Consider the following 26,890-nt stretch of genomic DNA (forward strand, 5'->3'; position numbering starts at 1 on the left):
CGGGAAGACCGGCCCGCTGCGGGGTGTTGCGTAAAAGCCTGCGTGACGCTTAAGGCATGTTCTTCATGTCATGCATCATGGCCGGCATCATGTTGGCGTTCAGGTGATACATCACCCAGATCGAACCTGCCAACGTGATCACCACAATGACGATGGTGAAGATCAGGGCCAGCATGTTCCAGCCGCCTTCCGACTTGAAGTTCATGTGCAGGAAGTAAACCATGTGCACGACGATCTGCACGACGGCGAAGCCCATGATCACCAGGGCAGTGGTGTTCGTGTTGTCGAACACGTCGCCCATGACGAGCCAGAAGGGAATGGCCGTCAGGATGATCGACAGCACAAAGCCTTTTACATAGTCGGACATCGTGCCATGCGCGACGTTGTCGTCGTGATGGTCGTCATGACCGCCGTGGCCGTGCGTGCCCTCTGCCGACACGTCGCCGTGACCGATCTCGTGACCGGAGTGGGTGATGTTTTCGGTATGCGAGCTCATGCCAGCACTCCCATCAGATAAACGAAGGTAAAGACGCCGATCCAGACCACGTCCAGGAAGTGCCAGAACATCGACAGGCACATCAGGCGACGTTTGTTTTCGCCGATGAGACCGCGTTGCTTGACCTGGACCATCAGGGTGACCAGCCAGATCACGCCGAACGTGACGTGCAATCCGTGCGTGCCGACCAGGATGAAGAAGGCCGACAGGAAGCCGCTGCGCTGGGGCGTGGCACCCTCGTGGATCAGGTGATAGAACTCATACATTTCCAGACCCAGGAACGCCAGACCGAAGAGGCCGGTGATGCCGAGCCAGATCAGCGTGGTGTTCACGCGGTTCTTGTTCATCTCGAGCATGGCGAAGCCATACGTGATCGAGGAGAACAGCAGGAATGCCGTGTTGATGGCGACGAGCTTCAGATCGAACAAATCGGCGCCCGACGGACCTGCCGCGTAGTTGCGGCCGATCACGCCATAGACAGCGAAGAGGGCGGCAAAGATGAGGCAATCGCTCATCAGGTACAGCCAGAAGCCCAGCAACGTCCCGTTTTGCGGGTGATGCTCTTCGGGTACGTAGAAGCGGAGGTTATCCGGCGCGTCTACGTCGCCGGGGTGGGTGAGAGCGGTGGTATTAGACATGTTTTGCAAGCAGGCTGGTGCGTTCGCCTTCGACGCGGGTCACTTCGTCGGCAGGAATGTAGAAGTCGCGCTTGTAGTTGAAGGTGTGGCCGATGGACACGCCGATCAGGACGATGAACGCCACGACCGCCAGGGCCCACATGTGCCAGATCAACCCAAAGCCCAACACCGTGCTGATCCCGGCGATGATGATGCCGGCCGAGGTGTTCTTCGGCATATGGATCGGCAGGAAGCCCTTGAGGGGACGCTCGTAGCCGCGCTGCTTCATCTGGTACCACGCGTCGCCGTCATGGATCTGGGGCGTGAACGCAAAGTTGTACGAAGGCGGGGGCGACGACGTCGACCATTCCAGCGTACGGCCGTTCCAGGGGTCGCCGGTGTGGTCGCGCAACTGGTCGCGGCGCATGAAGCTCACCACCAACTGGATCAAGAAGCTGGCGATGCCCAAGGCAATCAGAACGGCGCCGAAAGCAGCGATCTGGAACCAGATCTGCAGCGACGGATCTTCAAAGTGGCTGACGCGGCGGGTGACACCCATGAAGCCCAGGATGTACACGGGACCGAAGGCTACCCAGAAACCGATCTGCCAGAACCAGAACGAGCACTTGCCCCAGAACGCGTCGAGCTTGTAGCCGAAGGCTTTCGGGAACCAGTAGTTGATACCGGCCATCATGCCGAACAGCACGCCGCCGATGATGACGTTGTGGAAGTGAGCGATCAGGAAGAGGCTGTTGTGCAGGACGAAGTCGGCGGGCGGGATGGCGAGCATCACGCCGGTCATGCCACCGATCACGAAGGTGAACATGAAGCCCACGGTCCAGAGCATCGGCACTTCGAAGCGGATCCGGCCGCGGTACATCGTGAAGAGCCAGTTGAAAATCTTCGCGCCGGTCGGGATCGAGATGATCATCGTCGTGATCCCGAAGAACGAGTTGACGCTGGCCCCCGAACCCATGGTGAAGAAGTGATGCAGCCACACGAGGTACGACAGCACGGTAATCACGATCGTGGCGTAGACCATCGAGGCGTAACCGAACAGGCGCTTGCTGCTGAACGTGGAAACGATCTCTGAGAACACGCCGAACGCGGGCAGGATCAGGATGTAGACCTCGGGGTGACCCCAGATCCAGATCAGGTTCACGTACATCATGGCGTTGCCGCCGAAGTCGTTCGTGAAGAAGTTCGTGCCGATGTAGCGGTCGAGCGACAACAGGGCCAGAACAGCGGTCAGGATCGGGAACGCGGCAACGATCAGCACGTTGGTGCAAAGCGAGGTCCAGGTGAAGATGGGCATCTTCATCAGGCCCATGCCGGGCGCGCGCATTTTGACGATCGTGACAAGCAAATTGATCCCGGACAGCAGTGTGCCGACCCCCGCAATCTGCAGCGACCATATGTAATAGTCGACCCCCACATCTGGACTATGCAAGATCCCCGACAAAGGCGGATAGGCCAGCCAGCCGGTCTTGGCGAACTCGCCCACAAACAACGAAGCCATGACGAGCACGGCGCCGCTGGTGGTCATCCAGAAGCTGAAGTTGTTCAGGAAAGGGAAGGCCACGTCGCGCGCGCCGATCTGCAGCGGCACGATGTAGTTCATCAACCCGGTTACCAGCGGCATGGCCACGAAGAAGATCATGATCACGCCGTGGGCGGTGAACACCTGATCGTAGTGGTGCGGCGGCAGGAACCCGGCGTTATCGCCGAAAGCCATTGCTTGCTGGGCGCGCATCATGAGCGCATCGGCAAAGCCGCGCAGCAGCATGATGATGCCGAGGATCATGTACATGATCCCGATTTTCTTGTGGTCGATACTGGTGAACCACTCTCGCCAGAGGTAACCCCAGACGCGGAAATAGGTGAGGGCACCCACGAGCACGAGGCCACCCAGCACGACGGCCGCGAAGGTCACCAGCAGAATGGGTTCGTGATAGGGGATCGCCTCCCAGCTGAGGCGGCCGAATATAAGCTTGGTTAGGTCGAGGTTCTCAAACATCTTTTGTACCGTGGCCGAAGGCGCGTGGTGAATGGTGTGCCGGGCGAGCCGTCACAGCGTCTGATTGGTGAGCGTCGCCGGCGCGGCAAACGCCGGGTCGCTGGGGCCGCACATGGCGCCGACGTAGGTGCGCACGGGCTGGTCTTGCAGGCCCAGGCGTTTACGCGTCGCTTCGTCCAGCGAAGCCACATTGAAGGCGCCGGGAATGCCGAGGCCGCCCTGCGCATCGATGGCCATCACGTCTTTCATGCACATGCGGTTGGCTTCGACGCAGCGATTCAAAATCGCGTCGTACAGGCCGTTGGCAACGGTGGCGTAGTGGCGTACGGGCTCACGCTCGCTGGGCTTTTCAAGTTTCAGATACGCGTCGCGATTGAGCGCGGTGCCGTTCGTCTTGACCTTCTTGACCCAGTCATCGAACCCTTCATTGGTGACGCCATGGAACTTGAAGCGCATCCAGGAGAAACCGGCACCGCTGTAATTGGCCGAGAAACCTTCGAACTCGCCTGGCTTGTTGATGACGGCGTGCAGCTTGGTCTCCATGCCCGGCATGGCGTAGATCTGACCGGCCAAGGCGGGGATGAAGAACGAATTCATCACGGTGGACGCAGTCAGCTTGAACTGAATCGGGCGATCCACGGGAGCTGCCATTTCGTTGACCGAAGCAATGCCCTGTTCCGGATACAGGAACAGCCACTTCCAATCCAGCGCCACGACTTCGACCACCAGCGGCTGCGTTTCGGCCGGCACGTCGCGGCCGGCACCGATACGGTCCAGGGGGCGATAGGGGTCGAGTTGGTGGGTGCTGACCCAGGTCAGGGCGCCCAGTGCGATGATGATGAGGAGCGGAATCGTCCAGATCAACAACTCAAGCATGGTGGAGTGGTGCCATTCCGGGTCATACTTGGCGTTCGCACTCGCGCGATACTTCCACGCGAACAGGAACGTCATCACAATGACTGGAATGATGACGATCAGCATCAGGATGACCGACCAGATGATCAGGTCACGTTGCTGGGCGGCGATGTCGCCGGAGGGGGACATGACTACCGCGTTGCAGCCCGACAACAGGGCGAGGACGGGGAGTGCGAGTAGTCCGCGAAGTATCTTAGAGGAAGGCATGCCGGAAGAAGCTTGAGCGTGGCCGAGGAAAAGGATGCAAAATGTACTGCCAGCGGCGAGCTGCGGGAATTGGACATTTTGTCCTATGGCGGCGGCGGCCGACTAATGCGATCCTTACGATCTGCAAAAAATACCCCGATTTACGAGCAAGCACAATGTCCAGCATGACTCCAACACATAACGAGCCGTCTTCAAGCGCCGCCGAACGCGACGTGCGAGAAATCACCGCCTCCCACTCCAAAGTGGCACCAGGTGAGATCGCCATCGGCGTCGTCATCGGGCGCGCGTCCGAGTATTTCGACTTTTTCGTATTCGGTATCGCCTGCGTCCTGGTGTTCCCGGCCGTGTTCTTCCCTTTCGAAGAACCGCTGGAAGGCACTTTGTGGGCATTCGCCCTGTTTTCGCTGGCATTCATTGCGCGCCCCTTTGGCACGGCCATCTTCATGGCCATCCAGCGGCGCTGGGGCCGGGGCACCAAGCTCACCGGCGCGCTGTTCCTGCTGGGCACCGCAACCTGCGGCATGGCGTTCCTGCCGGGCTACGCCACGCTGGGCAGCTACTCGATCATCCTGCTCGCCTTCTTCCGGATTCTCCAGGGCATCGCCTTCGGCGGCTCGTGGGACGGGCTGCCGTCGCTCTTGAACCTGAATGCCCCTCAAGGCCGTCGCGGTTGGTTCGCGATGTTGGGTCAGTTGGGTGCCCCGATCGGTTTCCTGATCGCCAGTGCGTTGTTTTATTACCTCCACGTCAGCCTGAGCTCGAAAGACTTCCTCGAATGGGGCTGGCGTTATCCGTTCTTCTGCGCCTTCGCCATCAACGTGGTGGCGCTCTTCGCCCGCCTGCGTCTGGTCGTAACCCATGAGTACACGACGCTGATGGAAGAGGGTGAGCTGCAACCCGTGCCCGTGCATGAGATGCTGCGTGGCCAGGGTTACAACATCTTCATCGGCGCATTTGCCGCACTGGCCAGCTACGCGCTGTTCCACCTGGTGACGGTGTTTCCGTTGTCGTGGATCAAATTGAGCTCCACGCAGTCGGTCAACGACGTTCTGATCGTTCAGGTGATCGGCGCATTCGTCGGCATCGCCGCGACCATTTTCTCGGGTTGGCTCGCCGATCGCATCGGTCGCCGCACGACCCTGGGCTCGCTGGCTGTGCTGATCGCCATCTTCGCCGTGGTCGCGCCCTGGCTGCTCGATGGCGGCCCCACCGGGCAAGACACGTTCATCATCCTGGGCTTCGCGCTGCTGGGTGTGTCGTATGGTCAGGCTTCAGGCACGGTCACGGCCAACTTCTCCAAGAAGTTCCGCTACACGGGCGCCGCGCTCACCTCCGACTTCGCATGGCTGGTGGGTGCTGCTTTCGCGCCGGTGGTGGTGTTGGGCCTGTCGGCCAACTTCGGTCTGGTGTACGTCAGCGCCTATCTGCTGTCGGGCGCGGCCTGCACGCTGATCGCGTTGCGCATCAACCGTGTGCTCGAAACGCGCGACTGATTGTCAACTGCGAAAGCGCCTGCGGGCGTGAGTCGATGCGGTCCGTTGGATCGCAGCTTTGAAAAGGCCAGGGCAACCTGGCCTTTTTCTATTTCGTTGCTTCACGGGCGACTTCACGGGCGTCAACACGGGCTACTTTGCGGGCGACTTCACGGGCTTCGGAGTGGGCTTCCGCGTAGGCTTCGTCACTGGCGGCGGCTTGGCCAGCCCGACCGCAGTGCGATCGCGACCGTCGGTGCCGTTTCCAGAGCAGGCGTCTATACGGCTTACTGCGGCCACCGCGGCGTGGCGAAGCGTTCGACCAGAAAGTCGATCAGCAGTCGCACCTTGGGCGAAACATGCTTGCGGCTGCCGTACACGGCATAGATGCCGATCTCGATGGAACGATAGTCCGGACAGATTTCGACAAGCGTTCCCGCGGCGAGATCGTCGCCCACGATGAACGTTGGCTGCAGAATGATGCCCTGGTGATGTAGCGCGGCAGCCCGGCAGGTGTCGCCATTGTTCGTGCGAAGCTTCGGATGGGTGATGACGGTGACGCGGCCGTCCGGCCCGTCGAACCCCCATTCGTCGCGCGCCGCCCAGTAGCTGTAGGCGATGACGGCATGCGCACTCAGATCGTGCGGATGTTGTGGCGTACCGGCGCGTGCCAGGTATTCGGGCGACGCACACAGCACCACGCGGGTGGATGAAAGCTTGCGGGCAATCAGACTCGAATTTTCGAGCTTGGTGATCCGGACGGCGAGGTCGTAGCCTTCATCGACCAGGTCCGAGACACGATCCGACAGGGTGACGTCAAACGTGACGTTGGGATGGCGCTCACTGAATGCCGCCCAGGCGTCGGCCAGATGCAGGATGCCGAAGCTCACGGGTGCGCTCACTTTGATGAGGCCCACGGCCTCGCCGGTGCGCGAGGTGATTTCCGCTTCGGCAGCGTCGAGTTCGCCCAGGAGTGCCTTGCAGCGCAGGTAAAACACCTCACCGTCTTCGGTCATCGACAGGCGGCGAGTGGTGCGATTGAGCAGGCGCACACCCAATCGGGCTTCAAGATCGCCCACATGCCGCGACACGGCCGCCTTGGACATCTCCAGCGCGCGCGTTGCGCCGATGAAGCTTCCGGCATCGACCACGTGCACGTAGGTGCGCATCTGCAAGAACTTGTCCATATGGGGAGCCTCTCTCCGCAACCTGCTCTCAATCCAGCTTCAGCCATTGGCTTGTAAATTGGGATAGTAAGTGCCAGTTTGGCATATTTATCTCGTTAATGTTGACAGCTAGACTGGGGTCATTCCATGAAGCGGGCGCTGCGCCCGTGAATCACCTCCTTAGAGGACATGACCATGACTTCGTTTCCCGCTCTCTTCATCTCGCACGGCGCGCCGACGTTTTCCGTTGAACCTGGCTTGCTTGGTCCCCAACTGGCCGCTTTGGGACAGCAGTTGCCCCGGCCGAAGGCCGTACTGGTGGTGTCGCCGCACTGGACGACGCCACACATCCGCGTGGGGACGACGGCGCGGCCCGAGACCATTCACGATTTCGGCGGGTTTCCCCGCGAGCTGTACGACATCCAATACCCCGTACCAGGCGCACCGGCGCTGGCCACCCGCGTGATCGAGGTGTTGAACGCTGCGGGCTGGCAGGTGTCGGCCGACGAACGTCGTGGCCTGGATCACGGCGCCTGGGTGCCCGTGCGTTATCTGTTCCCCGATGGCGAGGTGCCGGTGTTTCAGGTGTCGATGCCGGCCGGGCTGGATGCCGACACCGCCTACGCATTCGGGGCGGCTTTAGCGCCACTGCGCGAGGAGGGCGTGTTGATCGTGGGTTCGGGCAGTCTGACCCACAATCTGTACGAGTTTCGCGGCCCTGTCACGGAAGATGCGGTATATGCGCGCGAATTCGCCGGGTGGGTGCGCGACACGGTGGTCGCGGGCGATCATGATCGGCTGCGCCGCACGCTTGACCTCGCACCGCACGCCAAACGGGCGCACCCCACCACCGAGCATTTCCTGCCGCTGCTGGTGGCTGCGGGCGCAGCGGGCACCGAAGCCCCGGTGCAGGTGCTCGACGGCGGCATCACCTATGGCATCTTGTCGATGGATTCGTACGTTTTTGGCTCCTCGGCACAACATTGAGCCAAAGGTTGGTGTTCGCCCGATGGCGGTGTGGGCGCGGGACGATTAAACTGCGGGCCTCTTGGCTTTAATCTCCCGGATTTCAAGCGACCTTATGCAAGCTGTTATCGAATTCGTGGCGCAGGGACTGGCGGACGCGAGTGTGTGGCAAGTCGTGGGCTTTACGTTCATCGTCACGCACATCACGATCCTGTCGACGACGCTGTTCCTGCACCGCAGTCAAACCCATCGGGGTGTGGATTTCCACCCGATCATTTCGCACTTTTTCCGCTTCTGGTTGTGGCTGACGACCGGGATCGTGACGCGCGAATGGGTGGCCGTGCACCGCAAGCACCACGCGAAATGCGAGGGTGAGGAAGATCCACACTCGCCGCTGGTGCATGGTGCGTCAACCGTATTGTGGAAGGGCGCACAGCTTTACCGCGCATCGGCCACCGATCAAGTCACGCTCGATCGCTATGGCCGCGGTACGCCCAATGATTGGTTGGAAAAGAACGTCTACACACGCCATCGCGGTCTGGGCATCACGCTCATGCTGGGTATCGACGTGGCGCTGTTCGGCGCATTGGGCGTGACGGTGTGGGCCATCCAGATGGCCTGGATTCCGTTCTGGGCGGCCGGCGTGATCAATGGCCTCGGGCATCATGTGGGCTATCGCAATTTCTCGAGCGCCGACGCCAGCACCAATCTTTTCCCGATCGGTATTCTGATCGGGGGCGAAGAGCTGCACAACAATCATCATGCACACGGCACGTCGGCCAAGTTTTCCAGCAAGTGGTATGAATTCGATTTGGGCTGGATGTATATCCGCAGCATGGAAGTGCTGCGTTTGGCCACCGTGCGCCGCAAGGCGCCCGCGCGCAAACTGAAGGCCGCGCATGAAGCTGGTGTGCTGGACGATCGCAGCCTTGAGGCCGTGCTGTTGCATCGCCACGAGATCATGGCCAAGTACGCTCAATTGCTTAAGCGCATCGCCGGCCGTGAGTGGCGCAACCTGCAGCCGCACACCCGGGCCGAACTGCCGGCCTGGCGTGCATTTGCATCGCGCCGCTGGTTGCTGTGGCAGGAAAGTTTGCTGAACGGCGAACAACGTGCGCAGTTGCAGCGCGTGGCTGCGGCGTCACCCACGTTGGCGCATGTGATCGAAATGCGCGCTGCGTTGGCGCGCATCTGGGAAAGCACGGCAGACAGCAGCGAGCAGTTGCTGCATCGTTTGCAAGCCTGGTGCGCCCAGGCCGAGCGTAGCCATGTGCAGGAACTGGCCGGTTTCGCGCAGCGTCTGCGGCTGTATACGACGTGAACTGAAGAATCGTCCCGACGACGCTTGGGGACCGGCGAGTGATCAATGGCTCGCCTATCGATGTCGCCACCATCCGTATCCCTAAAACGCGCGCCCGACGATCACTGTCCGGCGCGCGTTTTGTTGCGCCGGTGCCTGCCAGCGCGCGTCGAAGGGGTTAGCGCACCGAAAGGGGCGCGATGGCGGCCGTGCGTTTCCAGTAGATGCGGGTGCCGCATAGCCCGCCATGCGGCTTGAGTGCATAGTCGGGAATGCTGCCGGCGTAGGTAAATCCGATTTTCTCGTAAAGCGGCGCGGCACCGTCTTCTTCGGCGGTATCCAGCACCAGCAGGGTGCGATGGTGATCGACGGCCAGTGATTCGGCCGCACGCATGAGCGCGGCCGCGATGCCCCGGCCACGGTAGCCGAGGGGCACCATCAGTTTCGCGATCTCGGCGCGGTGCGGCTGATTGGGCGGGCAGTCGAGGATCAGCGTGACGGTGCCGGCCAGAACGTCGCCATCCCAGGCACCCAGCAACATGCGCTCGCTGCGCGCTGCCGCCGCAAGCGATTGCGTCCAGAACGCCGTCGCGTCGTCGGGGCTCAACGGATGCATGAAGCTGACCGAGCCGCCGTGCGCCACGACCTCGATAAGGATGTCGCGCAGCGCGGCGATGACGGCGGGTGACGTTGAAAGGGGTTTGATCTCGATGGCAGTCGGCATGGTCATGGGCGGGTGTTGAGGGTGGGTATGGCATCGACACGAGTCGATGCGAGGGCAGTTGCGCCGTGCATTGCCCATCCTGTCAGTGGCGGGCCAAGGCGACGACGTAAAAGCAGGGTGCTGCCGCGTGGTTGGCGAGCACGACGTCGCCGGGCGGACCGAAGCCCAGGCAATCGCCTGCATGGAGTTCGTGCTGGTCGCCGCCTTCGCTGATCGTCAGCACGCCGTTCTGCACCCACACCACCTGGCGTATGTGGGCATACGACGATGCGGGCATGGCCACGTGCTGGCCGGGTGGCAGTTCGACGCGCACGATTTCGACGGGATGATCGGGTCGATTGAAAACCTGGGTACGCACGTAACCGGTCGCGGGATCTTGCCAGGTGGGCTGGTCGGTAGCGCGCGCGAGTCGATTGTGGCCGCCTTCGGCACGCAAGAGCAGGCCTGCCAGCGTGAGATCGAATGCCGCCGCGATGCGTACGAGAATCGTGGCCGTAGGACTGGCCTCTTCGCGTTCGATCTTGCTGATGGTGGCTTTTGACACCGACGCCCGCTCGGCCAGATCCGCGAGCGACCATCCGCGCGCATCGCGTTCGAGTTTGATGCGTTGAGCCAGTTGGCTCCCCGTGTCGTCAATTAAAGTGTCCATACAGATACTATAGTGGAAATCTGAGTCGCGCAAAAGCGTTGAGCGGCGATTTCAAGGGCCCGCGTTGGTCGTTCTGGTCGGACCTTCTTTGCTGACAGCGCGCAAAACAACATGAGGTTGGCGTTACTAGGGTAAATACCTAGGTTCAAACCCTGATGAAAATTCATACTATGACAATATGACGACATCAGATTATGAAAGCGCTGTCAGTGCTTCACCGTCTTTGCGATTGGTCCCGGAGCGCCTGTCGGATCGATTGGCTTCGCTATTGGCAGAGCAAATCGAGACGGGCAAGCTCGCCCCAGGCGAACGACTGCCGACCGAACCCGAGTTGGTGCGCATCCACGGCGTATCTCGCACGGTGGTGCGCGAGGCAGTGAGCCAACTCAAGTCGCGGTCGCTGCTGATTTCTCGGCAAGGCTCTGGTGTGTTCGTGTCGGCCGAGCCGGCGTCGCAACCGCTGGCGTTCGATCCGACGGTGCTGGGCTCCATGGCGTCGGTGGTGCAGGTGGTGGAAGTACGCCGCGCACTCGAAGGCGAAATCGCTGCCTTGGCGGCTGTGCGGGCACGGCGGCCGGACATCATGGCGATCCGCCAGGCGCGCGATGCGATCGATCTCGCTACCGCTGCCGGTGGCGATGGTGTCAATGAAGATCTCGCCTTTCACCGCAGCATCGCGCAAGCCAGCGGCAATCCGCAGTTCACGCTGTTGCTGGGCTTTCTTGAGCAGTACCTGCGGGACGCGGTGCGTGTGACGCGGGACAACGAAGAACGTCATGCCGGGTTCGCAGATCAAGTGCGGGCCGAGCATGACGCCATTTTCATTGCGATCGAGGCCGGCGACCCTGTTGCCGCGCGTGCCGCGGCAACCGAGCACATGGTGCAGGCGGCGCGGCGTCTGGTCGCGGGCGGCATGGTGCCGCCTCACGCCGCAGCGGCAACCGATGCCGCTGCGTCGCACGCCGCGTTGGCGCGGCGCAATCCCACAGAAAGAGGTAGTAAGCGATGAGTCAGTCTCAGAGTGCCGCGCGCGTGCTTGGCGTCGTCGGCTTGGGTTCGATGGGTATGGGGGCCGCGCGATCGGCTGTGCGCGCCGGTGTCACCACGTGGGGCTTGGACACGCGCGCCGAAGCCCGTGAGCAATTCGCCGCCGAGGGCGGTCATGCCACATCCACGCTGGCCGAATTGGGCCGCGAATGCGATGTGGCCCTGATCCTGGTGGTCAATGCCGCGCAGACCGAAGACGTGCTGTTCGGCACTGATGGGCTGATCGGGCATTTGAAGCCGGGCTCGGTGGTCGTGACGGCCGCAACGGTGGATCCCACGTTGCCGCCGGTGTGGGAAGCGCGTTTGGCCGAGAAAGGCATTTTCCTGATCGACGGTCCGGTGTCGGGGGGGGCCAAGAAGGCCGCTGAAGGCCAGATGACGGTGATGGCCTCGGGCAAGCCTGAAGCTTTTGCTGCCGCCGGCAACGTGCTGGAGGCCTACGCAGGCAAGATCTATCGCCTGGGCGATCGCGCTGGCGTGGGATCGACGGTGAAGATGGTCAACCAGCATCTGGCCGGGGTGCATATCGCCGCCGCCTGCGAAGGCATGGCGCTGGGCATGCGTGCGGGTGCCGATCCTGAAGCGCTGTATGAGGTGATTTGCAATTCGGCTGGCATGAGCTGGATGTTCCAGAATCGTGTGCCGCACATTCTGGAAGGCGACTACACCCCGCTGTCGGCCGTGAATATCTTCGTGAAGGACCTGGGCATCGTGCTGGACGCGGCGCGTAAGCTGGCCTTTCCGTTGCCGTTGGCGGCCACGGCGCATCAACTCTATCTGGCGACGTCCGCGGCCGGCCATGGTGGTGAAGACGACTCGGCGGTGATCAAGTTCTATGCTGGCTTGGCCGGTATCGAGTTGCCTGCCAAGAAGGAGCAAGCATGAGCGCGGGCGTGACGCAATCGACCGGCGTGGCCGGCCCAGCTCGCATCGGCGGCGCCGTAAAGCTCGGATGTATTGCCGACGACTTTACGGGTGCCACCGATCTGGCAAACAATCTTGTGCGCAGCGGCATGCGCGTGGTGCAGACCATCGGCGTGCCCGACGATGCGGCGGCCGTGGACGCCGATGCCATCGTGGTGGCGTTGAAGTCGCGCACGGAGCCGGCAGCCGATGCGATCGCGCAGTCGCTTCAGGCGCTGCGCTGGCTGCAAAGCCAAGGCGCAGAACAGCTTTACTTCAAATATTGCTCGACGTTCGATAGCACGGCGGCTGGCAATATCGGCCCGGTGGCCGAGGCCCTGATGGACGCGTTGGATACGGACTTCACGATCGCGACGCCGGCGTTTCCGGAGAACGGTCGTACCGTTTTCAAAGGCCATTTGTTTGTGGGCGATGTGCTGCTGCACGAATCGGGCATGCAGAACCATCCGCTCACGCCGATGACCGATCCCAACCTGGTGCGGGTGCTGCAGGCGCAGTGCAAACGCCGCGTGGGCCTGATCGACTATCGCACCGTGGCGCAGGGCGCCGATGCCGTGCGCGCGCGGATCGCCGCGTTGCGAGAAGAGGGCGTATCGCTGGCAATACTTGATGCCGTGTCCAACGAAGATTTGCTGCGCGTGGGCCCGGCATTGGGCGATTTGCCACTCTTGACGGCGGGCTCCGGTGTGGCCATCGGCCTGCCGCAAAACTGGGGACTCCAGGCCAACGACCAGGCCGCGCAATTGCCGCGCGGCAGTGGCATGCAGGCGATCGTGTCCGGAAGTTGCTCGCTGGCCACCAACCGCCAGGTGCTGGATTTCATTCGCCGGGGCGGTCAGGCATTGGCGATCGACCCCCTGCGCATTGCGGCCGGCGTCGATGTGGCGGCGGCTGCCTTGGCCTGGGCCGAGCCGTTGCTCGCGCAAGGCCCCGTATTGCTGTATTCGACTGCGGATGCCACGGACGTCAAGGCGGTACAGGGCAAGCTGGGTGTGGGCGAGGCTGGGGCGCTCGTCGAGCAGACGATCGCCAGGATTGCGCGCGGGCTGGTCGAACGCGGCGTGGGCCAGTTGCTCGTCGCGGGCGGCGAAACGTCGGGTGCCTGCGTGCAGGCGCTGGATATCGATCAGATGCAGATCGGTACGCAGATCGATCCGGGCGTGCCCTGGTGCCATGCGCACAGCGCAGCGGCGCCGGCCGGCTCCCTGCATATCGCCTTGAAGTCGGGCAATTTCGGTACCGACGATTTCTTCACCAAGGCCTTCGGGGTGATCGCATGAGCAGCACCGCGTTCATGCCGGAAGCGGCCGCGCGCGACGAAATATGCCGGGTAGGGCGGTCGCTTTTCGAGCGCGGCTATGTGCACGCCACGGCGGGCAACATCAGCGTGCGCCTCGAGGATGGCAGCTTTTTGATTACACCGACCGATGCGTGCATGGGTTATCTCGAGCCCGCGCGCATCTCGCATGTGGGCGCCGATGGCACGCAACTGAGCGGCGACCGTGCCAGCAAGACGCTGGCCCTGCATCGACGCATCTACGGTGCGGACGCCGATGCGCGCTGCGTGATCCACACCCACAGCACGCATCTGGTGGCGCTCACGCTCAAGGGCGTGTGGCGCACGTCCGACATCGTGCCGCCGATCACGCCGTACTTCGTCATGAAGGTGGGGCACGTGCCGTTGATTCCGTATCACAAGCCGGGCGATGCGCGCGTGGCGGATCTGGTGGCCGACACGATCATCCAAGCGCAGGCGAACGGCGCTCCCATTCGCGCCGTGATGCTCGATCGCTTGGGTCCGAATGTGTGGCAAAGCACGCCGGCCGCGGCGATGGCCACGCTCGAAGAACTGGAAGAAACCGCACGCTTGTGGCTGACCGCGCAACCGGCGCCGTTGTCGGACGCGCAGATCGATGAGCTGCGCACGACGTTCGGCGCGCGCTGGTAGGCCTCGCCCGCGACGATTGAACACGTTGGCTTTGAGCGCCCGACAGCATCGCTTGCGATGAACATGGCGCCAGCCGCGACCAGATACCTTTCATACCGTTTTCAGGACACTGCAACCATGCCGCGTTTTGCCGCCAACTTGACCATGATGTACACCGAGCACGCCTTCTTCGACCGCTTTGCGGCCGCGTCGGCGGATGGGTTTGCCGCGGTCGAATACTTGTTTCCCTACGACTTCGACCGGGCCGAACTGGCCCAGCGTCTGGCCGACAACGATCTCAGCCAGGTGCTGTTCAACGCGCCGCCGGGCGATTGGAACGCCGGTGAACGCGGGTTGGCCAGTCTGCCAGGACGTGAGGACGAATTTCGCCGCAATTTCACGGCGCTGGCCTTGCCGTATGCCGAAGCGCTGAAGAGCCCGCGCGTGCACGTGATGGCGGGACTGGTGCCGGCCGGCGGCGATCGCGCGGCGATGCAGGACGTGTACCTGAAGAATCTTGCGTGGGCCGCCGAGCAGGCTGCGACGGCCGGCATCGACGTGCTGATCGAACCGATCAATACCCGCGACATTCCGAACTTCTTCCTGAACCGACAGGACCAGGCGCACGCCGTGATCGATGCGGTGGGGGCGAGCAACCTCAAGGTGCAGATGGATCTGTATCACTGCCAGATCGTCGAAGGCGACGTGGCGATGAAGCTGCGTCAATACATCCCCACCGGACGGGTAGGCCACATTCAGATCGCCGGTGTGCCCGAGCGTCACGAACCGGATCTGGGGGAGCTCAATCATCCCTATCTGTTTGCCCTCCTGGACGAACTGGGTTTTGACGGGCATGTGGGTGGCGAATACCGCCCCAAGGCCGGTACGTCGGAAGGTCTCGGCTGGTTCAAGCCGTACCGCCGCTAACGATTTCTTTTTGCTTTGACCTATGGCCCTTGATCGGGCCGTTTCCTTATGGCCCTGCCACCGGGCTTCACACACCCAAGCGTCCAGCATGAGGCGCGTTTTCAATAAATGAAGTTGGAGATATTGATGTCTACATCGAATGCGGCGGTCGCCTCGACCAATGCGCCGCTGGAACGCGCTTACAAAAAAGTGTTCTGGCGCATCGTGCCGTTCATCATGCTGTGCTACGTGGTGGCTTACCTTGACCGGGTCAACGTCGGCTTTGCCAAGCTGCAAATGTCGCAGGATCTTGGGTTTTCAGAAACGGTGTTCGGCCTGGGCGCCGGCATTTTCTTTCTTGGCTATTTCATTTTTGAAGTGCCCAGCAATGCCATCCTGCATCGCGTGGGTGCTCGGGTGTGGATCGCCCGGATCATGATCACCTGGGGCATCATCTCGGGGTTGTTCATGTTCGTCGAGACGCCAACGCAGTTCTATATCGCGCGTTTCCTGTTGGGCGCAGCCGAGGCTGGGTTTTATCCCGGCATCATCCTGTACCTCACGTATTGGTATCCCGCGCATCGCCGTGCGCGCATCGTGGCATTGTTCATGTCGGCGATTCCGGTCGCCGGCATTTTCGGCAACCCGTTGTCGGGCTGGATCATGGACACCTTCGATGGCACGCATGGCCTGGAAGGCTGGCAGTGGATGTTTGTGATCGAAGCGATTCCGGCAGTCATCGTCGGCATCATGGTGCTCTTCATTCTGCGCAACGGCATCCGCGATGCGGCGTGGCTCGACGAAAACGAAAAGCAGTTGCTCGAAGCCGAGATCGTGACCGATCAAAAACACACGGATTCGACCACCGGTTTCCGCGATCTGCTCAAGAGCGGCCGCGTGTGGGCCATGTGCGCGATCTACTTCTGCATCGTGATGGGCCAATACGCGCTCACGTTCTGGATGCCAACGCTGATCAAGACCACGGGTATCGTGGGGAATCTGAACATCGGGCTGTTCAGCGCCATTCCGTTCGGGTGCGCCGTGATCGCGATGAACGTGATCGGCCGCAGTTCGGACAAGCATCGCGAACGCCGCTGGCACTTGATCATCCCCGCGTTGATGGGCACGGTCGGCTTTGCGGCTGTGGCCTCGTTTTCGGACAACACCACGGTATCGGTGATCGCGTTGTCGATTGCGGCCGCCGGTGTGCTGACGTGCTCGCCGCTCTTCTGGTCGTTGCCGACGGCATTCATGTCCGGTGCGGCGGCCGCAGTCGGCATCGCCCTCATCAACTCGGTGGGTAATCTGGCAGGTTTCGTAAGCCCTTACGTCATCGGTTACCTGAAGGACCTGACACAAAGCACGGAGTCGGGCATGTATGTGCTTTCGGTGGTGCTGGCCATCGGCGCGTTGCTGATCTGGCTCACGCCGGCCAAGCTGGTCAATCGTTAAAAGGATATTTCCATGAAGCTACTCATCACCGGCGGTGCCGGTTTCCTCGGGGCCCGTCTGGCCCGTACGTTGCTGGCGCGCAAGACGTTGGCGGGCAAGGCTATCGACACCATCGTGTTGGCCGATCTGGTCGCGCCGCCCGCCGATCTGGCAGCCGACGCCCGCATTCAAGGCCGCACCGGTGCGTTGCTTGAGCAGGCCGCCGAATTGGGCCGCGAAGGGTTCGACGGCGTGTTCCATCTTGCCTCGGCCGTTTCGGCCGAATGCGAGTCGGACTTCGATCTGGGCTTGCGTTCCAACCTGGACACGTCGCGCGCCTTGCTGGATGCCTTGCGCGCTCACACGGCGGCCGGCGGCACCCCGGCTCGGTTCGTATTCGCCAGCTCGGTGGCGGTATTCGGCAGCGATGCTGCCGTGCCGTTGCCCGACGTCGTAGGCGACAACACCTTGCCCACGCCGCAATCGTCGTACGGCATTCACAAGTTCATCATCGAGCAGCTGGTGGCCGATTACACCCGCAAGGGTCACATCGATGGCCGCACGGCGCGCTTGATGACGGTGTCGGTGCGTCCGGGCCGTCCCAACGGTGCGGCGTCGAGCTTTTTGTCCGGCATTCTGCGCGAGCCGCTGGCCGGCGTCGCATCGGTGTGCCCGGTATCGGCCGACACGCAGGTTGCCCTGGCATCGCCCGCATCGACCATCGACGGGTTGATTGCGGTATTCGAAGCCAGCCGTGAAGACTTCGGTGGTCGTACGGCATTGAATCTGCCTGCCTTGACGGTAAGCGTGCAGGAGATGCTGGACGCGTTGCAGGCCGAAGGCGGCGAGGCCGCGCGCGCGCTGGTTTCCTTCGAGCCCAACGCCGCCGTGGCGGCCATCGTGGGCGGCTGGCCCGCGCGCTTCGAGCAAGGCCGCAGCCTCAAGCTGGGCCTGAAGCCCGATGCGGATTTCCGCAGTGTGGTGCGCCAGTACATGCAAGACAACCCGCAAGCCATCAAGGCGCAGTAAGTTCGGGCGCACTCGGCTGCGCCTTTGATCGCGCACGCCTGAGCGGCCGCTGAAAACGCGGCCGCCCAATCTTTCAGCATCGCCCGGCATCTCCATGCCGGGCGATTTTTCATGGGCACGCCCTGTGAAAACCCTACCGCCGAGCAGGATTCGGTAGGGATGCGGCGGCAGTGGGAGTATCGTGGCACTCACATTCTTTCCCCACCCTGCAGGCCACTCAAGGAGATCCTCATGGCCCGGAAGACACCCATCGAGCGCTATCGCAATATCGGCATCAGCGCCCACATCGACGCCGGCAAGACCACCACCACGGAACGCATTTTGTTCTACACCGGGGTGAGCCACAAAATCGGCGAGGTGCATGACGGTGCGGCCACGATGGATTGGATGGAGCAGGAGCAGGAACGCGGGATCACTATTACCTCTGCCGCCACCACGGCGTTCTGGAAGGGGATGGGCGGCACGTATCCCGAGCACCGCATCAACATCATCGATACGCCGGGTCACGTGGACTTCACGATCGAAGTCGAACGTTCGATGCGGGTGCTCGACGGCGCCTGTATGGTTTATGACTCCGTGGGCGGCGTGCAGCCCCAATCGGAAACCGTCTGGCGCCAGGCCAATAAGTACAAGGTGCCGCGTATCGCTTTCGTCAACAAGATGGATCGGGTGGGTGCGGATTTTTTTCGCGTGCAACGCCAGATCGCGGAGCGTCTGAAAGGGGTGGCGATACCGATCCAGATCCCCGTGGGCGCCGAGGATCATTTTCAAGGCGTGGTCGATCTCGTGAAGATGAAGTCCATCGTGTGGGACGACGCGAGCCAGGGCGTGAAATTTCAGTACGAGGACATTTCGCCCGATCTGCTGCCGGTGGCGCAGGAGTGGCATGACAAGATGGTCGAGGCGGCCGCCGAGGCAAGCGAGGAGCTGCTCGAGAAGTACCTGGGCGGCGAGGCGCTGACCGAGGAAGAAATCAAGTGGGCGCTTCGCAAGCGCACGATCGCCAACGAGATCGTGCCGATGCTGTGCGGCAGCGCATTCAAGAACAAGGGCGTGCAGGCGATGCTCGATGCGGTGGTCGACTACCTGCCGTCGCCGGTGGATGTGCCCGCGATCCCGGGCCACACGGAGGACGACGAGCACGCCGAGCGCCATGCCATCGACACCGAACCGTTTTCGGCCCTGGCGTTCAAGATCATGACGGACCCCTTCGTCGGCCAGCTGATTTTCTTCCGGGTGTATTCCGGTGTGGTCAACACGGGCGACTCCGTCTACAACCCGGTCAAGGGCAAGAAAGAGCGGCTGGGCCGCATCGTGCAGATGCATGCCAATGAGCGGCGCGAAATCAAGGAAGTGCGCGCCGGCGATATCGCTGCCGCGGTTGGATTGAAAGACGCCACCACGGGCGACACGCTGTGCGACCCCGATCACATCATCATTCTCGAGCGCATGATTTTTCCCGAGCCGGTGATCTCACAGGCGGTGGAGCCGCGCACGAAGGCCGATCAGGAAAAGATGGGCGTGGCCCTCAGCCGCCTCGCACAGGAGGATCCCTCATTTCGCGTGAAAACGGATGAAGAATCGGGGCAGACGATCATTTCAGGCATGGGCGAGTTGCACCTGGAGATTCTGGTCGACCGCATGAAACGCGAGTTCGGCGTGGAAGCCTCGGTGGGCAAGCCGCAGGTGGCCTATCGCGAAACGATCAAACAGACGGTGGAGGAAGTGGAGGGCAAGTTCGTCAAGCAGTCGGGCGGACGCGGCCAGTACGGTCATGCGGTGCTCAAGCTCGAGCCACAGCCGGCCGGCAAAGGCTACGAATTCGTCGATGCGATCAAAGGTGGCGTGGTGCCGCGCGAGTACATTCCTGCGGTCGATAAAGGCATTCAGGAGGCCTTGAACGCAGGCGTGCTGGGCGGCTACCCCGTGGTGGACGTGAAAGCGACGCTCTTCTTCGGCTCTTATCACGACGTCGATTCCAACGAAAATGCCTTTCGCATGGCAGGTTCGATGGCCTTCAAGGAAGGCATGCGACGGGCCAAACCGATCCTGCTCGAGCCGATGATGGCCGTGGAAGTGGAAACGCCTGAAGACTTCATGGGCAACGTCATGGGCGATCTGTCGTCGCGCCGCGGCATGGTGCAAGGCATGGAAGACATCGCCGGGGGCGGGGGCAAGCTGGTGCGGGCCGAAGTGCCGCTGGCAGAAATGTTCGGCTATTCGACGTCGCTACGCTCACTCACGCAAGGCCGCGCCACATACACCATGGAGTTCAAGCATTACGCCGAGGCGCCCAGCCACGTGGCCGACGTGGTGGTCAAGGCGCGCGAGAAATAGTGGGAGGATGGGGCGATGCGGCGGTTGCCGCATTGCCCGTGTGCTGCTGTCCCAGCGTCGCTTCGTTGGCAGCTTGCTTGCGGCCCAGCCAGACGCCGGTCAGCGCCCAGACCAGGGCCAGGATGGCGCCGATGAACATGGCCAGCGCGGGATGATCGCCCACCCCATCCAGGAGGCGCTTGACCCAGCCGCTGATCGCGTCGCCGCCACGGTAGACCACCGTGTCGATGAAGTTCTTGGCTTTGTACTTTTGCTCGGGCGGAATCACGGTGTAAAGCATTTCGCGCCCGGGCCGCACCAGGGCATACTCGCCCGCGCGGCGCACCACCATCACCACCACGAATACCGCAAATACGGGCGCCAGCGCCAGCCACAAAAAGCCGACCGCCACAACCAGCGGCACGGCCACCAGTAATACACCCACGCCCAGTCGCTGTGCGATGCGGCCTGTGAAAAAGAGCTGCGTCAGAATCGCCAGGCTCTGCACCACGAGATCGATCACACCGAACACCTGGGTTTGCTGGGTGCGGCTGGGGAACGTTTCGGCCACAAGCCGCGCTTGTTCGAAATACAGGAAGGTATTGGCGCTTGCCAGCAGGATCACGAAAAGCGAAATGGCGAGAAGATAAGGCGACTTGAAGACGGCCGTGGCACCGGCAAAGGGATTGCCGCCCAGCGGCCGCGATCGTTCATCCTGCACTTCGCCCGCCAGCATCGGTTGGCGTTGCCGCCACTGCTGCAGCCAACTGCCGGCGAATGCGGCAGCCGCCAGAAAGACGGCAGAGAGCGCCAGCAATCCGGCGTGGCCCAATGGCGCAACGAGCAGCGTGCCGAGGATGGGGCCCGCCAGGCCGCCCAGGCTGGCACCGCCCGCCATCAATGCGAAAAGCCGCTTGGCCTGATGGCTTTCGAACACATCGGCCAGCACGCTCCAGGCCACGGAAATGGCGAGCATATTGAATACCGATAGCCAGACATAGAAAATGCGGCCCGCCCACACGCTCTCGGGGCGGGCGATGAAACCCGCCGCAAACGCCAGCAGATTGACCACGAAGAACGTGTAAGTCCAGGGCAGGATACGGTTGCGCGCGACGCGCGAGGCGACCCAGCCGAACAAGGGCAGCACAACCAGCGTGGCCACAAAGGTCGCGCTGAAGAGCCACTGAAGATTATCGACGCCGCCTGCGACACCCATCGTTTCGCGCACCGGCCGCAGCATGAAGTAGCCGGTGAAAAGCAGGAAAAACAGCAAAAGGCCCGCCAGCACGGCAGGCAATTCTCTGCTGTCGACATTGAGCAGCCGCGCCAGCGCGGATCGGCGATCGTCTGGGTTGCGAGCCATGGCGTTAAGCGAACATGTCGATCAACGATTGCCGTTGCGCAGCCGTAAGCGTGGGGCCGTGGCCGGCGAGCAGGTTGTCGCTTTGACGATCCGGCTTGCCGGTCGCGGGAATCACGGCCGTGACGGCCGGATGGCTCAACGCGAACTTCAGGAAAGCCTGTGCCCATGACGTGATGCCGGCGTCGGCTGCCCACGGCGGCAGTTCACGGCCTTTGACTTGCGAAAACAACCGCCCATCATCGAACGCACGATTGATCAGCACCGCCACGCCCAGGTCCTGCGCCATGGGAAACAAGCGCTGCTCTGCACCGCGCGAGATCACCGAGTAGTTGATCTGCAGAAAGTCGGGCTTGGTGGCCTGCACCGCTTCGGCCAGGGCATCCTGGCCGCTTTCGGTGTAATGGGTGATGCCGGAGTAGCGTGCCTTGCCCTGCCTTTTGAGATCGTCGATCAAGGCCAGCTGCGTTTTCCAGTCGACCAGATTATGCACTTGCAGCAGCTCGACTTTGTCCGTCTTGAGCTTGCGCAGGGATTCAGCAAACTGGGCCTGGCCTGCATCGCGGCCGGTGGCGCCGAGTTTGGTGGCCAGAAATGTCCTCTCGCGCCAGCCGCCTTCGGCCAAGAGATCGCCGATCACGTTCTCCGCACGGCCGTAGCTCGGCGCGGTGTCGATCAACGTGGCACCACCGGCAAAGAACCGCTTCAGCACGTCGCGCAGGGGATCGCGATCGGCAGCGCTATCGCCCACTTCGAAACTCCCCGAGCTGCCCATGCCGATCACCGGCAAGCGTTCGCTGGTGCGCGGAATGGGGCGGGTGGCCATCGGACCTTCTGCAGCATCGGCCGAAGCGGCGAAGCTGAAAGCGGTGGGTGAGGACAACATCAGACCGCCAGCGGAGACGGCGGCGGCATTGAGGAACTGGCGGCGTGAGGGCACGGCTTACTCCTTGACGCAATGAGACGAGGGGAGGCAGCCGCACGCGCGGCAAGCGAGACCCGGCGCTCGATCGTGAACCGGTACCCGCAGAGTACGTTAACGCAGGCCCAACAACAATTCCCGTGCCCGTTGAAGCTGTTCAGGCGCGAGCGGCATGAGCATGTGAACGTCATCGGCCACCAGGGTGCCCACTGGCACGCCGTCCAGATACACCAGGCGATTGGCGGTAAGCGCAGGCACTTTGTCCCCAGGTAACAACGTACCGATCAGGTTGAGCGGATCGACGCCGGATACGCGCACGAAGCTGTCGTCTTTAGGCTGACGCCGGATTTCACGCAACAGTGGAATCGCTTGCGGCAGCGCAAATTGTTCGCCGGAAAGCCCCGCCACAAAACGCCCGCCCCGGATCTCGCCGCGCGCCTCGAGCCGGTGCAGAACCGGCAAGAGCTCGCGCCAGGGTGGCAACCAGTCCGGTTCGCGCGCCAGCATCCGCCAGAAGACGACGCCGTAGCGACGCAGCAGCACGTGAACGATGTGTTCCAGCGCCTTGGGGTCGGTTGCCGGCCGCCGGTTCGACACCGTAGCCGCCACGCCATCGTCGCCTGACGGGGGACGGCGTACGACCGCCCAGCGACCGGCGTCATCGATGCTGGGCGCGGGCGCGCCGCCGCGGCGCCGAAATTTACCCGGTCGGGAGCGCTTGCCCGCAGGCAGGATCAACGCCCGCAGGCCGGCAAAACTATCGGTGTTGATCCAGCCGAGTGCGACGAGTTCGCCAAGCGCCTCTTCCAGTTCGGTACCGAGCATGGGTACGGCGTCGAGAATTTCATCGAAGAAGAGCGCGCCTTCGCGCGTGAGCACGTCGAATACGCGCTGGGCGCGCGGCGTTATCGCGGGGGCGTCGCCTCGAGTGGGCAAGGCCTGCCAGGGCGCCAGATGGCGCCGCGGCAGAAGTGCGATCGGGGTGGCGCGAACGGGGCCCGTGCCGGAACGGGCTTGTCGTCCGAGACGCGTCCAGATCACTTTGCCCGCGCGGCACAGATCGTCCAGCCAAGGCTCGGCGTAGTCGGTCACCCGCGTGCGCAACAGTTGTGCTTCCCAGGCCCCAGCGGGCGCTTCATAACCCTCGAGTTGCGCGATGACGAGCGGCAAGGTGTCGGCGCCTTGCAGGCGCGCAGCGGGGTTCACATGCTGCCAGTCGAAGAGGAAACGCATGAAGTCCTGCAGCGTAACGGGCTCGATTTCGCGCCGCAGATGCCGGATCGTGTAGCGATGGATGCGCGCGAGCAAATGACGCTCGCACCATTCTTCATCGTGCACGCCGGGGGTGAAGCGGCCTCGCATGACATAGCCGTCGACCTCGAGCCGCTGCAATGCTGTGGTCACCTCCGCGTCTGATAACCCTAGGGGCTGCGCAATGGCGGTGACCGTTTGCGGGCCAAAGCCGGTCAACCGTGCGCGCAGTACCTCGATGAGCGCATCGTCACGGGTCCATGGCGCCCGGTGCGAGGCGGGTACGGTCAGTGCCGGCGTCATCGGCGTATCGGGCCGCAGCGCCTGCCACAGCGGCACGCGTTCGACCGCGACCCACAGGTCGCCCACCCGCGTGGCACGCCGTTGCTCGGCAAGCTGTTGCAAGCCCTCAAGCCATTCGGGCGCGACGCTGGCTTCGTCAACCGTGATCGCAGCCAACCCCATCAAGGCCTCATGCAGCTCGTCGGTGTCGCGCGCCTGCGGCCACGCCTCGTCGGCCACGCTCGCAATCGCATCAGCGTTCAATGCGCCCAAGTCGTCGGCTGAATCGGCCGTGCGCCAACGTCGATTGGCAACGGCTTGCGTGCGCCGCTCCTCCAAAGGCGCGTCGTCGAGAAACGCGTAGGGACGGGCGTTGAGAATCTCCATGGCGAGCGGCGACGGCGCGGTCAGGTCGCGTGCGATCAACCGCACGTCGCCCGCGTCGATCCGGCGCAGTATCGCCAGCCATGTCGTGCTGTCCATGGCGTCATGCAGACAATCGTCCAGCGTTTGTTCGACCAGGGGGTGATCGGGCAATTCGCGTTCGCCCACCACATTTTCCAGGCAGGCCGCTTGGTCGGGAAAGACGGCCGCGAGCAGATCGTCGCTCTTCATGCGTTGCAGTTGCGGCGCGACTTTGCGGCCGCCGGCGTAGCGCGGCAAGGCCAGTGCGGTGGTCGCGTTCCAGCGCCAGCGCAAATTGAACATCGGCGCATCGAGCACCGCCTGGATCAACACCCGCTCGGCACTGTTCGCATGCAGATAACGCCACACCTCGTCCAGCGCAAAACTGTGGGATTGCGAGAGCGACAGCACGACGGCGTCTTCCGTGGCGGCGGCCTGCAATTCGACGTTGAACTTGCGGCAGAAGCGCTTGCGCAGCGCCAAGCCCCACGCGCGATTGACGCGGCTGCCGAAAGGCAGGTGCAACACCAACTGCGTGCCGCCCGTTTCGTCGAAAAAACGTTCCATGATCAATGTGTTCTGCGAGGGCAGGGCACCGAGGGCTGCACGGGTGCGGCTCAGGTAATCGACGATCTGCAGCGCGGCGGGCTCGCCGGTGCGCACCTCGTCGACGAGCCAAGCCATGGCGGTGTCGCGATCGGCGGCTAGACATCGGTCCAACGTTTCGAGCAATCGCGATACGCCCGCCGACAAGGCATCGCTGCGGCCGGGCGCCTCGCCCAGCCAGAACGGGATATTGGGTGCGGCGCCTTGCGCATCTTCCACGCGAACCTTGCCGCCCTCGATCTTCAGAATGCGATAGGCCGTGTTGCCGAGCTGGAACACATCGCCCGCCAGGCTTTCCACGGCAAAGTCTTCGTTCACCGTGCCCACCGTGAGTCCTTGCGGCTCCATCAGCACGGTGAAGTCGGCGTTGTCCGGGATCGTGCCGCCCGAGGTCACTGCCGTGAGCTTGCCATTGCGTTTGCCACGCACCATGCCGGAAACGCTATCCCGGTGGATGTACGAGCCGCGCACGCCGTTGCGGCCCGTGTGACCTTCCGCCAGCATCCGCAGCACGCCATCGAATTTCTCGCGCGGCAGCGCGGCAAACGGCGCAGCCGCTCGCACGCACCGGAAAAGCGCATCTTCGTGCCATTCGCGGCTGGCGACCTCGGCGACGATATGTTGAGCCAGCACATCGAGCGGTGCCACGGGGATACGCAGCACATCGAGTTCGTCGCGACGGATGCAGTCGAGCAGCGCGGTGCATTCGAGCAGATCGTCGCGCGACGTGGGAAAGAGCCGTCCCTTGGGCGTGCCGCCCACATGGTGACCCGAGCGCCCCACGCGCTGCAGGAACGCGGCAATGCTGCGCGGCGACCCCACCTGGCACACGAGTTCGACGTCGCCGATGTCGATGCCGAGCTCCAGCGACGCCGTGGCCACGAGCACCCGAAGGTCGCCCCGTTTGAGCCGCTGTTCGGCATCCAGGCGGTATTCCTTGGCGAGACTGCCGTGATGGGCGGCCACGCCCTCAGGTCCCAGACGGTCGGCCAGATGGCGCGCCAGCCGCTCCGCCATGCGGCGGGTATTGACGAAGACGAGGGTAGTGCGGTGCATGACGGTCAATTCGGCCATGCGGTCGTAGACCCGCTCCCACACCTCGTTGGGCATCACCGCTTCGAGCGGGACCGGCGGCAATTCGATCGCCAGATCGCGCTCGCGCACATGACCCACATCCACAATGGCACAGTCGCGACCGGTGCCGACGAGAAACCGCGCCACTGCGTCCAGTGGCTTTTGCGTGGCCGACAGGCCCACGCGCGTGGGTGCACGGTCGCACAAGGCGTCCAGCCGCGCGAGACTCAACGCCAGATGGCTGCCCCGTTTGCTGGCGGCGACCGCATGAATTTCGTCGACGATCACGGTGCGCACGTGCGCGAGCATGGCGCGGCCGCTATCCGATCCCAGCAGCACATACAGCGACTCCGGCGTGGTGACCAGGATATGGGGCGGGCGCTTGCGCATCGCCTGCCGCGCGCTTTGCGGCGTGTCGCCGGTTCGCACGGCAGTGCGGATGCCGGGGTCGCGCAAGCCCATGTCGGCGAGGGCCTCGCCGATACCCGCAAGCGGTGTTTCAAGGTTGACCTGGATATCGTTGGACAGCGCTTTGAGCGGCGACACATACACCACGGTGGTCGTGTCCGGCAGCCCGTCGTCGCTCGCCAATGCCGCGCGCACGAGTTCGTCGATAGCGGCCATGAAGGCGGTCAGCGTTTTACCGGATCCCGTGGGGGCGGCGATCAGCGTGGATCGGCCCGCGCGGATCAGCGGCCACGCTTGCGCCTGGGCCGGCGTGGGGCGCGGGAACGCGCGGCTGAGCCAGGCTGCGACTGCCGGGTGGAAGTCGGCCCAGGAGGCGTCCGTTGCGCGCAAGGGGGTCATAGGTCGAATATGGGGATGGGCGTGCGGCAAACAACGGCAAGCCGCGCGCCTGTAATGTAATAAGATCCTTGGCC

General features: G+C 62.9%; 21 protein-coding genes. 11 read left to right on the top strand and 10 right to left on the bottom strand.

The window, feature by feature from the left end; translation table 11 throughout:
• Nucleotides 1-49: 49 nt before the first annotated feature.
• Genes cyoD through cyoA form a run of 4 tightly spaced genes read right to left on the bottom strand, consistent with a single transcriptional unit; the run spans nucleotide 50 to nucleotide 4,252 of the window.
• On the bottom strand, nucleotides 50-496 hold the full coding sequence (gene cyoD, locus EYW45_RS15205) for a cytochrome o ubiquinol oxidase subunit IV (protein WP_161136294.1): 447 nt from the start codon (nucleotides 494-496) through the stop codon (nucleotides 50-52).
• On the bottom strand, nucleotides 493-1,134 hold the full coding sequence (gene cyoC / locus EYW45_RS15210) for a cytochrome o ubiquinol oxidase subunit III (RefSeq protein WP_161136295.1): 642 nt from the start codon (nucleotides 1,132-1,134) through the stop codon (nucleotides 493-495). The genes cyoD and cyoC overlap by 4 nt, the downstream gene beginning before the upstream one ends.
• Complete coding sequence (gene cyoB, locus EYW45_RS15215) at nucleotides 1,127-3,130, bottom strand: cytochrome o ubiquinol oxidase subunit I (RefSeq protein WP_161136296.1); 2,004 nt, start codon at nucleotides 3,128-3,130, stop codon at nucleotides 1,127-1,129. The genes cyoC and cyoB overlap by 8 nt, the downstream gene beginning before the upstream one ends.
• Before the next feature lie 51 nt (nucleotides 3,131-3,181).
• On the bottom strand, nucleotides 3,182-4,252 hold the full coding sequence (cyoA, locus tag EYW45_RS15220) for a ubiquinol oxidase subunit II (protein WP_161136297.1): 1,071 nt from the start codon (nucleotides 4,250-4,252) through the stop codon (nucleotides 3,182-3,184).
• Nucleotides 4,253-4,416: 164 nt separating this feature from the next.
• On the opposite strand from cyoA, the gene EYW45_RS15225 reads away from it, so the two are divergent.
• Nucleotides 4,417-5,745, top strand: a complete 1,329-nt coding sequence (locus tag EYW45_RS15225) for an MFS transporter (protein WP_161136298.1) — start codon at nucleotides 4,417-4,419, stop codon at nucleotides 5,743-5,745.
• A 266-nt stretch (nucleotides 5,746-6,011) separates the two neighbouring features.
• On the opposite strand, the gene EYW45_RS15230 is transcribed toward EYW45_RS15225, so the two are convergent.
• Nucleotides 6,012-6,911, bottom strand: coding sequence for a LysR family transcriptional regulator (locus EYW45_RS15230; RefSeq protein WP_161136299.1), 900 nt, complete (start codon nucleotides 6,909-6,911; stop codon nucleotides 6,012-6,014).
• A 174-nt stretch (nucleotides 6,912-7,085) separates the two neighbouring features.
• Between EYW45_RS15230 and EYW45_RS15235 the strand changes: the two genes are divergently transcribed.
• Together EYW45_RS15235 and EYW45_RS15240 are read left to right on the top strand one after the other, a co-directional pair.
• Nucleotides 7,086-7,877, top strand: coding sequence for a dioxygenase family protein (locus EYW45_RS15235; RefSeq protein ID WP_161136300.1), 792 nt, complete (start codon nucleotides 7,086-7,088; stop codon nucleotides 7,875-7,877).
• Between the two features lie 94 nt (nucleotides 7,878-7,971).
• Nucleotides 7,972-9,177: a DesA family fatty acid desaturase gene (locus EYW45_RS15240; protein ID WP_161136301.1), complete on the top strand. Its 1,206-nt coding sequence runs from the start codon at nucleotides 7,972-7,974 to the stop codon at nucleotides 9,175-9,177.
• Between the two features lie 157 nt (nucleotides 9,178-9,334).
• On the opposite strand, the gene EYW45_RS15245 is transcribed toward EYW45_RS15240, so the two are convergent.
• Together EYW45_RS15245 and EYW45_RS15250 are read right to left on the bottom strand one after the other, a co-directional pair.
• Nucleotides 9,335-9,886, bottom strand: coding sequence for a GNAT family N-acetyltransferase (locus EYW45_RS15245; protein ID WP_235939089.1), 552 nt, complete (start codon nucleotides 9,884-9,886; stop codon nucleotides 9,335-9,337).
• 76 nt (nucleotides 9,887-9,962) lie between these two features.
• Nucleotides 9,963-10,529, bottom strand: coding sequence for a helix-turn-helix domain-containing protein (locus EYW45_RS15250; protein WP_161136302.1), 567 nt, complete (start codon nucleotides 10,527-10,529; stop codon nucleotides 9,963-9,965).
• Between the two features lie 178 nt (nucleotides 10,530-10,707).
• Between EYW45_RS15250 and EYW45_RS15255 the strand changes: the two genes are divergently transcribed.
• The 8 genes from EYW45_RS15255 to fusA all read left to right on the top strand — a co-directional run bounded on the left by EYW45_RS15255 (nucleotide 10,708) and on the right by fusA (nucleotide 20,130).
• Nucleotides 10,708-11,538, top strand: a complete 831-nt coding sequence (locus tag EYW45_RS15255; RefSeq protein ID WP_161136303.1) for a FadR/GntR family transcriptional regulator — start codon at nucleotides 10,708-10,710, stop codon at nucleotides 11,536-11,538.
• The gene (gene ltnD / locus EYW45_RS15260) at nucleotides 11,535-12,461 is read left to right on the top strand and encodes an L-threonate dehydrogenase (RefSeq protein ID WP_161136304.1); all 927 of its coding nucleotides are present in this window, start codon (nucleotides 11,535-11,537) and stop codon (nucleotides 12,459-12,461) included. Before EYW45_RS15255 ends, ltnD begins: the two co-directional genes overlap by 4 nt.
• Nucleotides 12,458-13,780, top strand: a complete 1,323-nt coding sequence (gene otnK, locus EYW45_RS15265; RefSeq protein ID WP_161136305.1) for a 3-oxo-tetronate kinase — start codon at nucleotides 12,458-12,460, stop codon at nucleotides 13,778-13,780. Before ltnD ends, otnK begins: the two co-directional genes overlap by 4 nt.
• Nucleotides 13,781-13,794: 14 nt before the next feature.
• Nucleotides 13,795-14,448, top strand: a complete 654-nt coding sequence (locus EYW45_RS15270) for a class II aldolase/adducin family protein (protein ID WP_161137047.1) — start codon at nucleotides 13,795-13,797, stop codon at nucleotides 14,446-14,448.
• Nucleotides 14,449-14,565: 117 nt separating this feature from the next.
• Nucleotides 14,566-15,354, top strand: coding sequence for a 2-oxo-tetronate isomerase (otnI, locus tag EYW45_RS15275; RefSeq protein WP_161136306.1), 789 nt, complete (start codon nucleotides 14,566-14,568; stop codon nucleotides 15,352-15,354).
• 126 nt (nucleotides 15,355-15,480) lie between these two features.
• Nucleotides 15,481-16,785: an MFS transporter gene (locus EYW45_RS15280; protein ID WP_161136307.1), complete on the top strand. Its 1,305-nt coding sequence runs from the start codon at nucleotides 15,481-15,483 to the stop codon at nucleotides 16,783-16,785.
• Between the two features lie 12 nt (nucleotides 16,786-16,797).
• Complete coding sequence (denD, locus tag EYW45_RS15285) at nucleotides 16,798-17,793, top strand: D-erythronate dehydrogenase (RefSeq protein WP_161136308.1); 996 nt, start codon at nucleotides 16,798-16,800, stop codon at nucleotides 17,791-17,793.
• 231 nt (nucleotides 17,794-18,024) lie between these two features.
• Nucleotides 18,025-20,130, top strand: a complete 2,106-nt coding sequence (fusA, locus tag EYW45_RS15290) for an elongation factor G (RefSeq protein ID WP_161136309.1) — start codon at nucleotides 18,025-18,027, stop codon at nucleotides 20,128-20,130.
• On the opposite strand, the gene EYW45_RS15295 is transcribed toward fusA, so the two are convergent.
• The 3 genes from EYW45_RS15295 to EYW45_RS15305 form a co-directional block, all read right to left on the bottom strand.
• Complete coding sequence (locus tag EYW45_RS15295; protein ID WP_161136310.1) at nucleotides 20,111-21,472, bottom strand: NTP/NDP exchange transporter; 1,362 nt, start codon at nucleotides 21,470-21,472, stop codon at nucleotides 20,111-20,113. The genes fusA and EYW45_RS15295 overlap by 20 nt on opposite strands.
• A gap of 4 nt (nucleotides 21,473-21,476) precedes the next feature.
• Entirely contained in the window at nucleotides 21,477-22,409 is a 933-nt protein-coding gene (locus tag EYW45_RS15300; protein ID WP_161136311.1) for an aldo/keto reductase, read from the bottom strand.
• A gap of 96 nt (nucleotides 22,410-22,505) precedes the next feature.
• Complete coding sequence (locus EYW45_RS15305; protein WP_161136312.1) at nucleotides 22,506-26,816, bottom strand: DEAD/DEAH box helicase; 4,311 nt, start codon at nucleotides 26,814-26,816, stop codon at nucleotides 22,506-22,508.
• Nucleotides 26,817-26,890 lie beyond the last annotated feature (74 nt).

This window comes from Schauerella aestuarii (assembly GCF_009866805.1).
Lineage (GTDB): Bacteria > Pseudomonadota > Gammaproteobacteria > Burkholderiales > Burkholderiaceae_B > Schauerella > Schauerella aestuarii.